The organism is Rhizobium sp. Leaf306 (assembly GCF_001423425.1).
GTDB classification, from domain to species: domain Bacteria; phylum Pseudomonadota; class Alphaproteobacteria; order Rhizobiales; family Rhizobiaceae; genus Neorhizobium; species Neorhizobium soli.
In genome coordinates this window covers 335,830-350,472 of the sequence record NZ_LMNX01000004.1, presented here as the reverse complement: position 1 = coordinate 350,472, position 14,643 = coordinate 335,830, and the positions used below count along the sequence as shown (strand labels likewise).

Annotated in this window: 11 protein-coding genes; 9 read left to right on the top strand and 2 right to left on the bottom strand. The window is 61.7% G+C overall.

Annotation, left to right across the window (positions count from 1 at the left end; genetic code table 11):
* The 7 genes from ASG19_RS19780 to ASG19_RS24535 all read left to right on the top strand — a co-directional run bounded on the left by ASG19_RS19780 (nucleotide 1) and on the right by ASG19_RS24535 (nucleotide 9,628).
* Complete coding sequence (locus ASG19_RS19780) at nucleotides 1-3,180, top strand: efflux RND transporter permease subunit (protein ID WP_062461423.1); 3,180 nt, start codon at nucleotides 1-3, stop codon at nucleotides 3,178-3,180.
* A 178-nt stretch (nucleotides 3,181-3,358) separates the two neighbouring features.
* Nucleotides 3,359-4,444 carry an enoyl-CoA hydratase/isomerase family protein gene (locus ASG19_RS19775; protein WP_156466571.1) on the top strand — a complete coding sequence of 362 codons (1,086 nt, stop codon included), beginning with the start codon at nucleotides 3,359-3,361 and terminating at the stop codon, nucleotides 4,442-4,444.
* A gap of 555 nt (nucleotides 4,445-4,999) precedes the next feature.
* A complete protein-coding gene (cysP, locus tag ASG19_RS19770) occupies nucleotides 5,000-5,983 on the top strand; it encodes a thiosulfate ABC transporter substrate-binding protein CysP (RefSeq protein WP_062461420.1) in 984 nt (327 codons plus the stop codon).
* Between the two features lie 234 nt (nucleotides 5,984-6,217).
* Entirely contained in the window at nucleotides 6,218-7,042 is an 825-nt protein-coding gene (cysT, locus tag ASG19_RS19765) for a sulfate ABC transporter permease subunit CysT (protein WP_062461417.1), read from the top strand.
* A 4-nt stretch (nucleotides 7,043-7,046) separates the two neighbouring features.
* Entirely contained in the window at nucleotides 7,047-7,925 is an 879-nt protein-coding gene (cysW, locus tag ASG19_RS19760; protein ID WP_062461414.1) for a sulfate ABC transporter permease subunit CysW, read from the top strand.
* Nucleotides 7,922-8,941, top strand: coding sequence for a sulfate/molybdate ABC transporter ATP-binding protein (locus ASG19_RS19755; RefSeq protein ID WP_062461411.1), 1,020 nt, complete (start codon nucleotides 7,922-7,924; stop codon nucleotides 8,939-8,941). The genes cysW and ASG19_RS19755 overlap by 4 nt, the downstream gene beginning before the upstream one ends.
* 210 nt (nucleotides 8,942-9,151) lie before the next feature.
* Nucleotides 9,152-9,628, top strand: coding sequence for a hypothetical protein (locus ASG19_RS24535; RefSeq protein WP_244476234.1), 477 nt, complete (start codon nucleotides 9,152-9,154; stop codon nucleotides 9,626-9,628).
* A 12-nt stretch (nucleotides 9,629-9,640) separates the two neighbouring features.
* On the opposite strand, the gene ASG19_RS19745 is transcribed toward ASG19_RS24535, so the two are convergent.
* Nucleotides 9,641-10,222, bottom strand: coding sequence for a DUF1349 domain-containing protein (locus tag ASG19_RS19745; RefSeq protein WP_062461408.1), 582 nt, complete (start codon nucleotides 10,220-10,222; stop codon nucleotides 9,641-9,643).
* A gap of 440 nt (nucleotides 10,223-10,662) precedes the next feature.
* Between ASG19_RS19745 and ASG19_RS19740 the strand changes: the two genes are divergently transcribed.
* Nucleotides 10,663-12,684, top strand: a complete 2,022-nt coding sequence (locus ASG19_RS19740; protein WP_062461405.1) for a DEAD/DEAH box helicase — start codon at nucleotides 10,663-10,665, stop codon at nucleotides 12,682-12,684.
* 69 nt (nucleotides 12,685-12,753) lie between these two features.
* Here the strand turns inward: ASG19_RS19740 and ASG19_RS19735 are convergent, their stop codons facing one another.
* Nucleotides 12,754-13,488, bottom strand: coding sequence for an SDR family oxidoreductase (locus ASG19_RS19735; protein ID WP_062461401.1), 735 nt, complete (start codon nucleotides 13,486-13,488; stop codon nucleotides 12,754-12,756).
* Between the two features lie 169 nt (nucleotides 13,489-13,657).
* Between ASG19_RS19735 and ASG19_RS19730 the strand changes: the two genes are divergently transcribed.
* The gene (locus ASG19_RS19730; RefSeq protein ID WP_062461398.1) at nucleotides 13,658-14,575 is read left to right on the top strand and encodes an AraC family transcriptional regulator; all 918 of its coding nucleotides are present in this window, start codon (nucleotides 13,658-13,660) and stop codon (nucleotides 14,573-14,575) included.
* Nucleotides 14,576-14,643 lie beyond the last annotated feature (68 nt).

Sequence of the window (14,643 nt, the reverse complement as noted above, 5' to 3'; positions counted from 1 at the left end):
ATGAGTTCCGATCATCAGGCCAATCCGCTGGAAAAGCAGAAGGAAAAGGGCAGTTTCAACCTGTCCCGCTGGGCCATCGGCCATCCCAGCATCGCGCGTTTTCTGTTCGGTCTCATCATCGTCATGGGTGCGCTTGGCATCATGAACATGGGCCAGAAGGAAGATCCGGACTTTACCTTCCGCGTCATGGTCGTGCAGGCCCAGTGGCCGGGTGCCTCGATCGAGGACATGCAGAACCAGGTGGTCAACAAGATCGAGCGCAAGCTGCAGGAAACCCCGCATCTCGACTGGGTCAAATCCTACACCCGCGCCGGCATCTCGATCACCACGATCCAGGTGAAGGGCGACACGAATGCGCAGGACGTTGCAGATGCCTTCTACCAGGTGCGCAAGAAGATCGGCGACATTCACCAGGATCTCCCGTCCGGTATCTACGGGCCCTATTTCAACGACGAGTTCGGCGATACCTATATCACTCTCAACGCCATTACCGGAGAGGGCTACAGCTATCCGGAGCTGAAGCAATACGCCATCCAGGCCCGCGACATGCTGCTGGCCACGCCCGGCGTCGAAAAGGCAACGATCCTCGGCGACCAGCCGCAGAAGATCTTCATCGACGTGTCGTCGCAGGCGCTTGCCGAGCGCGGCCTCACCGTCAATGACATCAGCACCGCGCTGGCCGGTCAGAACGATGTCGATGCGTCCGGCTCGGTGGAAACCGCGGACCGCTCGGTGCGGATCTCGGTCGAGGGTGGGGTGACAACGCCAGATGATATCAAGGCGCTGCGGCTGCGCGCCGGCGACCAGGTCTTCCGTCTTGGCGATATCGCCACGGTGAAGGAAGGTCTCGAGGACCCGTATCAGCGCAAGTTCCGCTTCAACGGCCATGACAGCGTGCAGCTCGGCGTGGTGATGGCGAACGGTTACAAGGTGACCGACGTCGGTCATGCGGTGGAGGAAACCTACAAGCGCTTCGAGGAGACGCTGCCGGTCGGCGTCCAGGTAGAGCAGATCTCCAACCAGCCTGAGGTCGTCACCGAAGCCGTCGGCGAGTTCACGCAGGCGCTTCTCGAAGCGCTGGTCATCGTGCTGGTCGTGTCGCTGATCTCGATCGGCTGGCGCTCGGGCATCGTGATTGCGATCGCCATTCCGCTGGTTCTCTCGGCAACGCTTGCCATCATGTTCTATCTCGGCATCGAGCTGCAGCGTATCTCGCTCGGCGCGCTGATCATCGCGCTTGGACTGCTCGTCGACGATGCGATGATCGTCGTCGAGTTGATGGAAAGAAAGCTGGAGGAGGGGTTCGAGCGGCTCGATGCGGCAAGCTTTGCCTATTCCTCCACCGCCTTCCCGATGCTGACCGGGACGCTGATCACCACCGCCGGCTTTATCCCCGTCGGCTTCGCGGATTCGACCGCCGGCGAATACGTACGGTCGCTGTTCTACGTCGTCGGCATCGCGCTCGTCGTATCCTGGTTCGTGGCCGTCTATTTCACCCCATGGCTCGGCTACATGATCCTCAAGCAGCGCAGTCATGCGGGCAGCGGCGATCATCACGATGCCTATGACACCCGTATGTATCGTAGCGTGCGCCATGCAGTTGGCTGGTCCGTGCGCCACAAGGCGATCGTGCTTATCGCCACGCTCGGCGCGTTTGCAGCCAGCCTCTGGTCGTTTCAGTTCATTCCGCAGAGCTTCTTCCCGCAGTCGTCGCGACCGGAAATCCTGGTCGACATGTGGCTGCCGGAGGGCACCGCGATCAAGGAAGTGGAACGTCAGGCCAAGGCGCTCGAAGACCGGATCCTCGACGACCCCGACAAGAGCTTTGTCGCCACCTATATCGGCGAGGGCGCGCCGCGGTTCTTCCTGCCGCTCGACCAGCAGTTGCGCAACCCGAACTACGCTCAGCTCCTGATCATGTCGAACGGTCTTGAAGAACGCGAGCGGATGATCGTCAAGCTGCGAAAGATCCTTGCCGAAGAATTCCCGACGGTGCGCGGCAAGGTCGACCGTCTCTTCCTCGGCCCTCCCACCGGCTGGGCCGTGCAGATGCGCGTCGTCGGTCCCGACAAGGCGGAAGTCCGCCGCATCGCCGACCAGGTCAAGGCACGGTACGAACAGCAGCCAGACTTCGGCGCCATTCACGACGACTGGATGGAGCCGGTCGCGGGTATGAAGCTCGTCATCGACCAGGACCGCGCCCGTGCGCTCGGCGTCTCGTCGCAGCGGGTTCGGCAGATGCTGCAGGCGGCAACGTCGGGCGCTCCGATCAGCGACTTCCGCGATGGCGAGGAGACCGTATCGATCGTGGTGCGCGAGCCGGATGCCACCCGCAACCTGCTGGCCGCCGTCCAGTCGGTCTATATTCCGACCGATCTCGGCACTTTTGTGCCAGCTTCGCAGGTGGCCCGTGTCGAGCCTGTCCTCGAACAGGGTATCGAGTGGCGTCGCGACCGTCTGCCGACGATTACCGTCAAGGCAACCCTGCCTGACGGCGTCGAGCCGACGCAGGCCTCGGTAAACCTCTATAACTCGATGGCCGACCTGCGCGCGGCCCTGCCGGCCGGCTATTCCGTGGACATCCAGGGCGGCGCCGAAGATGCGGCCGAAAGCCAGGCCTCGATCGCGGCAAAGGCCCCGATCATGCTGCTTGTCATCATGCTGCTCCTGATGATGCAGCTCAAGCATTTCGGCAAGGCGATGCTGGTTCTGTCGACCGGTCCGCTCGGCATCATCGGTGCTGCGATGGCGCTTCTGATCACCGGTGCACCGTTCGGCTTCGTCGCCATCCTCGGTGTCATCGCGCTGCTCGGCATCATCATCCGTAACTCGATCATCCTGATCGACCAGATCGACCAGGATATCGCGGCGGGTATGCATCGCCAGGAAGCGATCGTAGGCGCCGCCGTCAGGCGTTTCCGGCCGATCATGCTGACCGCGCTCACGGCGGTGCTGGCACTGATCCCGATCTCGCGCGGCCTGTTCTGGGGACCGCTCGCCTATGCCATGATGGGCGGCATCCTCGTCGCCACCGTCCTCACCATCATCGTGCTGCCTGCCGGCTACTCCCTCTTCTTCGGCCGCGAGCCGAAGGTGAAGAAAGACGACAAGTCCGAGACGCCCGCCAACCAGGGCGAGCTGTTCGAGGACAAGCATGATATGCCGATGGCGGCGGAGTGAGGGGCTTTCCCGGTGGGACAGCGCCATAATCTCCCTCATCCCTGTGCTTGTCACAGGGATCCAGCTGCCCCAAGTCCTTGGGGCTGCAAACCCTCTTTCGCCACGCAGACGCGTGTCGGCTGGATCCCTGTGACGAGCACAGGAATGAGGGTGGGTGGGGTAGAGGATGGAGGACACAATGGCCAATCCAGTGCAACCTGCAACTGAAGCCGAGGTGCTGTTCAGTCGCCGCGGGTCTGCTGCGGTGGTCTCGCTCAACCGGCCGAAGGCGCTGAACAGCCTCAATCTGTCCATGGTGCGGGCGCTCGATGAGATACTCGACCGCTGCGCCGCTGACCCTGAGATCTCCTGCGTCATCATCAGGGGCGAGGGCGAGCGTGGCCTGTGTGCTGGTGGCGATATCCGGGCCATTCATCAGGCGGGGCGGGCGTCCGACCCTGAGGTGACGCGGTTCTGGCGGGAGGAGATGCCGTTTAATTATCGCATCTCGCGCTATGAGAAGCCCTATGTGGCGCTGATGGACGGGATTGTGATGGGCGGCGGTGTCGGCATTTCGGCGCATGGCAGCCACCGCATCGTTACCGAGCGCACGAAACTCGCTATGCCGGAGACGGGCATCGGCTATGTGCCGGATGTGGGCGCGACCTGGCTGCTACCCCGGGCGCCCGGCGAGGCGGGAACCTGGATGGGGCTGACCGGTGACGTGGTTGACGGTGCCGATGCGATCCATGCCGGGTTGGCGGATTCGTTCGTGCCATCAGAGAAGTTGGATGATCTCGTCGCCGCAATTGGACAGCTTCCCGGAGACTCAGAGGCTGAGGCAGTGCAGGCCGTGATCGATGCTTTTGCCGTGTCTGGCGAAGGTGGCAGGCTTGCGCAGAACCGTGACGTAATCGACCGAACCTTTGCGCATGATACGGTCGAGGAGATCCTCGCGGCGCTCAGCCGCGAGACGGGAGAATTCGCCGCCCGAACCCTCGAGACTCTGTCGAAACGCTCGCCGACCAGCCTCAAGCTGACGCTGAAACTGCTGCGTCTCGGCCGTGACAGTTCAAGCCTCGTCGAATGCCTGGAGCGGGAATTTACCGCCGCTTGCGAACTGCTGAAACACCATGATTTCTACGAGGGCGTACGGGCCGCCGTGATCGACAAGGACCGCAACCCGCGCTGGCAACCGGCAAGCCTTGCCGAGGTGACAGAAGCCGATCTTGCTCCCTACCTTGCGGCGGGCCACCCGGTCCTGTTTGCCGATCATCGGATGTAGCAGCAAAACCATCCACACCGGCGAAACCGGCGTGGTTGAAACGGGAATGGGGCAGGCAGCGGTATCGTGGGTATGAGGGAGATGATGATCTGCCTGCCCCGATCGAGTTTCCTGCGATATTTTCGGGAGATGTCAGTTCCCGAGAGACCGCATGTCGTTCGACCATCACCGGAAACCGAGCTTCGTCCTCAGAAGCGCTGAACCGTCGGGGACCGGTTCGCGAAAACGGTTTCCCATCCGATGACGACGCCATTATCGCGTGGCTTTCAGGCGTGAGGATGAAAAAGGCTACGACGAATTTTTCTTCGCTTGTCTTTCAGGGGCTTAACAAAAACATGCTGCCCGTTTCGTCCTCACGGCCCAAAACGGCCGTATCCTCTTTGCCCCGGATCGGGGCGATCCACTGCGCTTTGGCGCCTTCCGGCAAAACCATCGCCGAATGCTGCGATAAATGGATGAAATTTCTCCGTGTATCACCTGCAGGAGAGGGCGGTTCCTCGCGGTCTACCGATACTCCCGGTAGTGTCGCCTCAACTTCCCATTCCGGAGACACTGATGAACCGCCTTCTTATCCTCGGCACGGCACTTGCCGCCCTCTTCGTGCAGCCGGCGTTTGCGCAGGAGCAGAAACTGCTCAACGCTTCCTATGACGTCGCCCGCGAGTTGTTTGTGGCCGAGAACGCGGCCTTCGTGAAGGCGCATCCCGGCGTCACGATCGATCAGTCGCATGCGGGTACGTCCAAGCAGGCACGCTCGATCGTGGAGGGGCTCGAGGCTGACGTCGTCACCTTCAACCAGTCGACCGACGTCGATTTCCTGGCAAAGCAGGGTTTTGTTGCCGCGGACTGGAACAAGGCGTTTCCGAACAACGCCTCGCCCTTCTATTCCTTCCCGGCCTTCCTTGTGCGCGCCGGCAACCCGAAGAACATCAAGGACTGGGGCGATCTTGCCCGCGATGACGTCCACGCGATCTTCCCGAACCCGAAAACATCCGGCAACGCCCGCTACACCTATCTGGCGGCGACAGCCTGGGCGAAGGAAGAATACAAGGACGACGCGGAGAAGATCGAAGCCTATATCACCAAGATCTTCGACAACGTGCCGGTGTTTGATACCGGTGGCCGTGCTGCCACGACGACCTTTGTCGAACGCGGCCAGGGCGACGTGCTGATCACCTTCGAGGCCGAAACCCGCGGCATCGAAAAGCAGTTCGGCAAGGACAAGGTCGAAAACGTCATTCCGTCGGTCTCGCTGCTCGCCGAATTCCCGGTCGCCGTTGTCGACAAGGTCGCCAAGAAGCATGGCACGGAAGCGCTGGCAAAGACCTATCTGGAATTCCTCTACACCGAGGAAGGCCAGAAGATCGCCGCCGAATTCGGCCACCGCGTCCATAACGAAAAGGTCGCGGCCGAGTTCAAGAGCCAGTTCCCCGAAATCCGCCTCGTCAAGGTCGACGACGTGTTCGGCGGCTGGTCCAAGATCCAATCCGAACACTTCGCCTCCGGCGGCACGCTCGACAAGCTGTACGGCAGCCGCTGATTGGACTGGGAAGCAGTTGCTCTGCCTTGCCCTCATTCCTGTGCTTGTCACAGAAATCCAGCCAGCCTAAGTCCTTAGGCTGAAAAACCCTTCACCCCGGCACGCGTCGGGTTCTGTGTGACCGCCACAGGAATGAGGGACGCTAAAGAACTGCGAAACCAGACCGGTGGATATTCGTCCGCCGGTTCTTGCTGTTGAAGACTTTGTTGTTGTTGAAAACGAGGAACTGATCATTTGAGACGACGCAATGTCCTGCCCGGCTTGCCGCTATCGCTGGGCGTGACCCTGTTTTATGTCGGCCTGATCGTCGTGCTGCCGCTGGCGGCGCTGGTCATCAAGGCGGCAAGCCTGGGGCCTGAAGACTACTGGCGGATCGTCTCGTCGTCGCGGGCGCTTGCCAGTTACCGGGTCACGGTGCTGTCGGCGCTGGGCGCCACCGTGTTCAACCTGTTCTTCGGCCTGTCACTTGCCTGGGTGATTACCCGCTACCGGTTTCCCGGCCGCCGCATCATCGACGCCATGGTCGATCTGCCGTTCGCGTTGCCGACGGCGGTTGCCGGTATTGCGCTGACGGCGTTGTTTGCCAACAATGGCTGGTTCGGTTCGGTGCTGGAAGGCTACGGCATCAAGGTTGCCTATACGCCGCTCGGCATCATGATTGCCATGTGTTTCACCTCGCTGCCGTTTATCGTGCGCACGGTGCAGCCGGTGCTAGAAGATCTCGATCCGGCGCTGGAGGAAGCGGCGCAATCGCTCGGCGGTTCCGACTGGACGATCTTTACCAAGGTCATCCTGCCGCTTCTGGCACCGGCGCTGCTGGCCGGCCTCTCCCTGTCGTTTGCCCGCAGCCTTGGCGAATTCGGCGCGATCATCTTCATTGCCGGCAACCAGCCGATGTCGACGGAGATCACAGCGCTGCTGATCTTCATTCGGCTCGAAGAATACGATTACCAGGCCGCCGCCGCCATTGCCTCCGTACTGCTGCTCGCCGCTTTCACGATGCTGGCCGTCACCAACTGGCTGCAGTCGCGGGCGCTGCGTTACACGGTGAAGGGATAAGACCATGAGTGCTGTTTCATCCCATCGCAAACCGCCGCGCGTCGGTGACAACACGGTGTTTCGCCGCGCGCTGATCGGCATCGTGCTGGTGCTCGTCGCCTTCGTCATCGTCGCGCCGCTGATCATCATCGGCGTCGAGGCCTTTTCGAAGGGCTGGGCGATCTATCGCGACACGATCCTCCATCCGGATACCCGACACGCGATCATGCTCACGGTTCTGGCGGCGCTGATCGCCGTGCCCGTCAACACCGCCTTCGGCATCGCCGCCGCCTGGGCGATCACCAAGTTCGATTTCTGGGGACGGCGCTTTCTGCTGGTGGTGATCGAGATCCCGTTTTCCGTCTCGCCCATCGTTGCCGGCGTCGCCTATCTGTTCGTCTACGGGCTGCAGGGCCTGTTCGGGCCTGTTCTCGATGCCTACGGGATCAAGATCCTGTTTGCGGTTCCCGGCATCATCATCGCCTCGATGTTCGTGACCGCGCCCTTTGTTGTCCGCGAACTGATCCCGCTGATGCAGGCGCAGGGACGCGATCTCGAGGAGGCCTCGACTTCGCTTGGCGCATCCGGTTTCCGCACCTTCTTTTCGGTGACGCTGCCAAACGTCAAATGGGCGCTGCTCTACGGCGTCATTCTCTGCAATGCACGCGTGATGGGCGAGTTCGGCGCAGTCTCCGTCGTGTCAGGAAATATTCGCGGCCAGACCAATACGCTGCCTTTGCATATCGAGCTGCTCTATCACGACTATCAGGCGGCGGGCGCCTTCGCCTCGGCCTCCATCCTGGCGTTGATCGCCGTCCTTACCATCATCGCCAAGGTCGCGCTTGAGCGCCAGGGTGCGGGCCGCGTCCGCAAAACCGCCATTCCGGCAGAGAAAACAGCATGAAGATCCGTCTCGAAAACGTCGTCAAAACCTTCGACACCTTCCGTGCCGTAAAGGGCGTGTCGCTCGATATTGAAAGCGGCGAACTGGTGGCGCTGCTCGGCCCCTCCGGCTCTGGCAAGACGACCATTCTGCGCATGGTGGCGGGGCTCGAATATGCCGATGGCGGCGCCATCTATTTCGGCGATCAGGATGCGACCGACATTCCGGTGCGCGACCGCGGCGTCGGCTTCGTGTTCCAGCATTACGCGCTGTTTCCGCATATGACGGTGGCGCAGAACATCGCCTTCGGCATGAAGGTTTCCAAGGTGAAGCGCGACAAGGCGGCGATCGATGCCCGCGTTGCAGACCTGTTGCGGCTGGTGCGGCTGGATGGTCTCGGCGACCGTTTTCCGGCGCAGATCTCCGGCGGCCAGCGGCAGCGCGTGGCGCTCGCACGGGCGCTGTCGGTGGATCCAAAGGTGCTGCTGCTCGACGAGCCGTTCGGCGCGCTCGATGCCAATGTCCGGCACGACCTGCGCCGCTGGCTGCGCGAGATCCATTCGGAACTCGGCATCACCACGATCTTCGTCACCCATGACCAGGAGGAAGCCCTCGATCTCGCCGACCGGGTGGTGATCCTGAAGGATGGCCAGATCGTGCGGCAAGGCACGCCGCAGCAAGTCTGCCGCGATCCGCAATCGGCCTTCGTGATGAAATTCCTGGGCGATGCCAACGTGCTCTCAGCCGAGGTCCGCGACGGCCGCGCCCATGCCGGCGGCCTTTCGGTCGATGCATCGGGGATACCAGACGGCAAGGCCGAGCTCTACGCCCGCCCCGCAGATCTCGACTGGTCGGCGCAGGCACCCGGCATTGCCGCCACCATCTCCCGCGTCCTCGACCGCCCCGACAGCCGACGCGTGCTGGCGGTAACGGAAACCGGCGAACAGCTGGAATTCGACGTCGAACCGGAACGCCAGGTTTCAGCCGGCGAGGGCGGGTTTGTGACGCTGCGGCGGGGGAAGGTGTTTGCGGTTTAGGGGGACGCCCCACCTACACCCCTCATTCCTGTGCTCGTCACAGGAATCCAGACACGCGAGTGGAAAGACCCTTTCGCGCCGCAGACGCGACCCTGCTAGGTTCCTGTGAGGAGCACAGGAATGAGGGAGGTCAGACGTCGGCATCGCAAGACGCGGGCATTGCGGATGATCGCGAGGCATCATCATCTGCCGGACGCATGACGGTCGTCAGTGAACGTGAAGCGTCAGTTTTCAAACGTTGAGATTGGCGACTTCTCTAATCCGCCATTTGCCGTCATCGCAGCGGTCCTGTCGCAAATCGGTGGTAGCGTCGACAAACTGCGTCTCTCTACGATTGCCGAGGACAGAATGAGTGCGACCTTCAAGGAGCTGAGTGACCGGATTGGTCAAGTCGGCGACCTCTATGCCAGGGTGCATGCCATTGAACGGAGCGCCGACTGGTATCTTTTGAAGCTGACCGAGGAACTTGGTGAACTGACAGCTGAGCATCTCCTGATCACCGGTCGGGCGAAGCCAAATGCCGATGGTTCAGGCGGTACCCGCGAAGCCCTGGAAAACGAAGCGGCCGACTTGTTCGGGCAGTTCGTTTTGTATCTTCGGGCGAACGAAATCGACATCGAGGCCGCCATCGAGCGCAAATGGCTCAGGCATCTCGATCAGTATGTTGCTCTCGGCACGGAAATTTAAGCGCTCTGGCGGCTATGACAGGTCGTGGAGGTTTTTGCCTAGGGCCTGGCCGATCTGCCACTCACTGAATCTCACCTCCAGGCCGGCTCTTTCGGGTGTACAGCACATCGGGCCAACGAAATAATGATCCGCTTTTGGGAATGGGCAAAGGCGGACGAGTGGCCAAGTCTTTCCATCGCCTGACGCCTGTATTCTAAGAACGCCGCTCTGGACGGTCACCCTTATCCAAAAATCCGATGGGTCGCCGTCGTATCGTCCCGTGGCCCAGTCGGAGGCGTCATTCGTCAGCACACTGCCGAGCAAGCCATAGCCGTCCGAGAACTCGATCCCGGTCTTGACCCACCGTCTTTCGTCAAGCCTGACCATGAGGCCAGCCTGGTCGTAAAGATGCTCAAAATGGGCCTGGACCCGAACCTGGGCGGTGAAGTCGCCGTCGGTCTGGAATGCGTAGAAGTGGCCGTTGTCGCGGACAAAGCCATAGTGTGTCTCTCGCCAGAAGTCCGTGCTGGCGTCGGTCGTGACAGAGAGTCCGAGATCCGAAGCTTCTGAATTTGCGGGCTGATTTAGCCACCGTCCATTCTTAAGGCTCTGCAATAGTGGCTCCTATGACAACCGGCGGACTTGCTTTGCCGCATATTTCGTCGAGAGATTATTGCGAGAGCGCATGAACTGCCAACAAAAAAGGACTGACAGAGAATTTCTGCGTCGTGCCAAGAGCTGCGAGGAGAATGTGGAATGATAGCGTACGACGATTACTCTTCCTTCGGCCAGCAGCAGAGCTTCTGCGCGGCGCAGGAGTGGTCGTGGCGGGGCATAAAACGTTAGGGCATTCCTCTCTCATTCGGGCCGAACTCAGCTCCGCGTCATGACATCGGTCGAGGTGAGGGACAGATCTACTCGCGACCAACCGTAACCCCGCGGCCACCCATCCTTTGACTTTTCGCGCCGAAGCCTATAGGGACGGCGCAAACGTTCGGCTGCGATCGTTGCAGCCATGGGGCCTTTGAGCCCGACATATCCGAAAGACAGATTTGATGACCGATATCAACGGCGCCGCCCCGGCGATCGCGAAGGCTTTGCAAAAGCGCGGCTATGAGACGCTAACCCCCGTCCAGCTGGCCATGCTCGATCCTGCGCTCGAAACCGCCGATGCGCTCGTTTCCGCCCAGACAGGCTCCGGCAAGACGGTTGCCTTCGGCATGGCCATGGCGCGCACGCTGCTCGACGATGGTGAGAAATTCGGCCGGGCTGCTGCACCTCTCGCACTTGTCATCGCGCCGACCCGCGAGCTTGCCATGCAGGTGAAGCGCGAACTTGACTGGCTCTACGCCGAAGCGGACGCCGTGATCACCTCCTGCGTCGGCGGCATGGATATCCGCGCCGAGCGTCGTTCGCTGGAACGCGGCGCGCATATCGTCGTCGGCACGCCTGGCCGTATCTGCGACCATATCCGCCGCAACGCGCTCGACATGACGGAAATCCGCGTGGCCGTGCTCGACGAAGCCGACGAGATGCTCGATCTCGGTTTCCGCGAAGATCTCGAATACATTCTCGAGGCAGCCCCTGCCGAACGCCGCACGCTGATGTTCTCGGCAACCGTTCCCTCGGCCATTGCCAAGCTTGCCAAGAGCTACCAGCGCAATGCCGTGCGCATTGCAACCGCATCCGAACAGAAGCAGCATGTGGATATCGAATATCGCGCGCTGGTCGTCACGCCGTCGGACCGCGAGCATGCGATCGTCAATGCGCTTCGCTTTTACGAGGCGCCGAACGCAATCGTGTTCTGCTCGACGCGTGCTGCCGTCAACCATCTGCATGCCCGTCTTGCCAATCGCAATTTCTCCGTTGTGGCCCTTTCGGGCGAGCTGACGCAGACCGAGCGCACCCATGCGCTGCAGGCCATGCGTGATGGCCGCGCCCGCGTCTGCATCGCAACCGACGTCGCTGCCCGCGGTATCGACCTGCCGGGTCTCGAACTCGTCATCCATGCGGATCTGCCGACCAATTCGGAAACGCTGCTGCACCGTTCGGGCCGCACCGGCCGTGCGGGGCGCAAGGGCGTCAGCGCCCTGATCGTGCCGGTCAGCCAGCGCCGCAAGGCCGAGCGTCTTCTTGCCGGCGCGCAGGTCGAGCCCACCTGGGCCCGCCCGCCATCGGCCGAAGAGGTGACCGCGCGCGACGAGGAACGTCTGTTTGCCGATCCGATCTTTGAAGAGATCGCCAAGGACGAGGAAGAACAGGGCCTGATCGACAAGCTGGTGGCGCGTTTTGACGCGACGAAGCTGGCGTCCGCCTTCGTCAGCCTCTATCGCGGCAAGAATTCGGCGCCGGAAGATATTACCGAAGTGTCGCTGGATACCCGCAAGCCCCGCGAAGGCGGCAATGATTCCGCACCGCGGCCGCTGACGCCGCGTGGCGATTTCGGTGCAGCCGTGTGGTTCTCGCTGTCGGTCGGTCGCAAGCAGCGCGCCGAACCGCGCTGGCTGATCCCCACCATCTGCCGCGCCGGTGATCTCACCAAGCACGAGATCGGCGCGATCAAGATGCAGGCCGACGAGACTTTCGTGGAAATTGCCGCCGCCCATGCCGACAAGTTCATGGCCAAGCTCGGCAAGGACGGAATGATGGAACGCGGCGTGCGCGTGACGCGTCTCGACGGCGTTCCGGATTTCAGCAAGTTCTCGCGCGGCGATGACGAAGGCTTCGTCAAGCGCGAAGGCCCGCGTCTCGACAAGCCCTACAAGGACAACAAGCCGTTCAGCAAGGATGGCCCGCGCAGCGACAAGCCGTTCAACCAAGACAAGCCCTACGGCGACAAGCCTTTCAACAAGGACAAGCCGGCCGGTGCCAAGCCTTACGGCGATGCGCCGCGCAAGGACTGGAAAGCCAAGCCCGCCGGCGCCAATGTCGATCGCCGCGTCGATGACGAAGTCTGGGGCGAAAAGCCGAAGTCCAGCTTCGCCAAGAAGCCGGGCGACAAGCCGTTCAACAAGGCTGGCGGCGACAAGCCGTTCAAGAAGCCGGCCCCCAAGGGCGGGTTCGACAAGCGCAAGTAGTTGATAGCGGGGGGCGAGGTTTCGTCCCCCGTTTGTTTATTGGCAGATCGGGCGGGCAGGTTACATCCCCTAGCCCTCGAAGCTGCCGCCATAGTCCTTCGGGACCAGGTCGGCTTGCGCATTGCCGCTCCGCACCAGCTCAAGGATCATGTCTGCCACGCGTTCCGCCGGGTGTGCGAAGGGTGCGGTTTGGATCTCCTGAGCCTTTGCCGATTCCAGCCCTGACCTGACAGCGCCATAAAACTCGGTCGCGGTGATGAACGGATGCAGTATCGAGACGGCAATGCCGGCATCGGCAAGTTCCAGGCGCGCCACACTTGAAAGCATGTTCAGCGCTGCCTTGGAACTGGTATAGGCGGCCGAGCCCGGATAGGTGGCAAGCGTTGCGCCCGAGCTGACATTGACGATGCTGCCGGCACCTTGCCTGCGCATATGGGGAATGACCGCCTGCATCATAACCAACGGCGCGACGCAGTTGAGATCGAGCACATCTTTGAAATCCTCAATGCCGATGTCTTCGATCGTGGCATGCAGGCCCTGTCCGGCGTTGTTGACCAGAACATCGATGCGACCGTATTTCTGAGCGGCGGCCTGGACGGCGTGTTCAACCTGCTCAGGGCGCGTGACATCACACACCACCGCCAGCGCATCATTGCCGATCTCCCGTGCCAGCGCTTCTATGCGATCTTTCCTGCGGGCCAGCAAAACGACCCGAGCGCCGGACAAGGCCGCAGCGCGCGCAGTTGCTTCGCCGATACCCGAGGAAGCGCCGGTGACAATCACAACCGCGTCTTTGATTTCCATCTGGAATGTTCCTTCATAAAATGGTGTCCCGCGCCGCATCGCAACAAGGCTGCGCGGGTGAGTATCCGTAGACCGAAGGCGATCCCGGCGCGTGTCCGATCCGATCTGAAATTTGCACATTCCTGCTTATGCGTTGCTCTGGAGGGAAAGCCGTGCCACATCTCTGCTCATGAGCGCTGCCATCGGGATGTTGAAGGAGTTTGTGGAAGAACGCGCTGCAGGCGTGCTCACGACCACGGGCATTCCCCGCGTCGACATCCTCAAGGTGACCGAACCGACCGAGCTGTTTCCGGAAATCTATCAGCCTCTGGTTAGCCTGATTCTGCAGGGCGAGAAGCGCCTGCTGATCGGGAGCCAGGTGATGAATTACACAGCCGGGCAGACATTCATCGCGTCGGTGGCGCTGCCTGTCATCGGCGAGATCGTTCACGCGAGTGCGAAGGGGCCCTATCTCGCGCTCAGGCTCATCTTCGATCGGGCGATGATCGCCGACTTGCTGCTGGACGATCCCGGCCCCGCTGTGTCGGCCGACACGCCCAGTTTTTGCGTCAGTCACGCAAGCGACAGGCTGATCGACGCCTGGTTCAGGATGCTAGGCCTGATGGAGCAGCCGGATGAGATTGCGGTGATGGCACCCCTGCTGGAACGGGAAATCCTATTCCGACTGCTGCGCGGCCCGCAAGGCGCCGTGCTGCGGCAAGTCGCCAGCATCGACGATCGGTTCGCGCAGATCAGGAACGCGCTGGTCCGGCTGCGCAAGGACTATGCCACCACCTTCCATGTGGATGAGCTTGCTTCCGCTTCAAACATGAGCCCATCCGCCTTCCAGCGGCGCTTCAAGACGAGCACCGGCCTGTCGCCGATCCAGTATCAAAAGCGGATCCGGCTATACGAGGCGCGCGGCATGCTGTTTGCACGGCCGGGCGATGTGGCAGCCGTCGCACTTGCCGTCGGCTATGAAAGCCTGTCCCAGTTCACCCGGGAATACGCAAGAATGTTCGGATCGCCACCCGCCCGCGACATCAGGAATTTGCGGGCGACCTCGCCGGTGGGGCCACCGGGGTATGGTGAGGCCGCGGCGGGGTAGGTGGGTGGCTCTTTGGCTGCGGTAGTGAGCGGCAGGGAGCTATGGCCGGGCGTTAGGTTCGACCAAGG

Excerpts from the sequence above, each read along its gene's own strand:
- ASG19_RS19780 (WP_062461423.1), top strand. The coding sequence starts at position 1 with ATGAGTTCCGATCATCAGGCCAATCCGCTGGAAAAGCAGAAGGAAAAG.
- ASG19_RS19775 (WP_156466571.1), top strand. The coding sequence starts at position 3,359 with ATGGCCAATCCAGTGCAACCTGCAACTGAAGCCGAGGTGCTGTTCAGT.
- cysP (WP_062461420.1), top strand. The coding sequence starts at position 5,000 with ATGAACCGCCTTCTTATCCTCGGCACGGCACTTGCCGCCCTCTTCGTG.
- cysW (WP_062461414.1), top strand. The coding sequence starts at position 7,047 with ATGAGTGCTGTTTCATCCCATCGCAAACCGCCGCGCGTCGGTGACAAC.
- ASG19_RS19755 (WP_062461411.1), top strand. The coding sequence starts at position 7,922 with ATGAAGATCCGTCTCGAAAACGTCGTCAAAACCTTCGACACCTTCCGT.
- ASG19_RS19740 (WP_062461405.1), top strand. The coding sequence starts at position 10,663 with ATGACCGATATCAACGGCGCCGCCCCGGCGATCGCGAAGGCTTTGCAA.
- ASG19_RS19735 (WP_062461401.1), bottom strand. The coding sequence starts at position 13,488 with ATGGAAATCAAAGACGCGGTTGTGATTGTCACCGGCGCTTCCTCGGGT.
- ASG19_RS19730 (WP_062461398.1), top strand. The coding sequence starts at position 13,658 with ATGAGCGCTGCCATCGGGATGTTGAAGGAGTTTGTGGAAGAACGCGCT.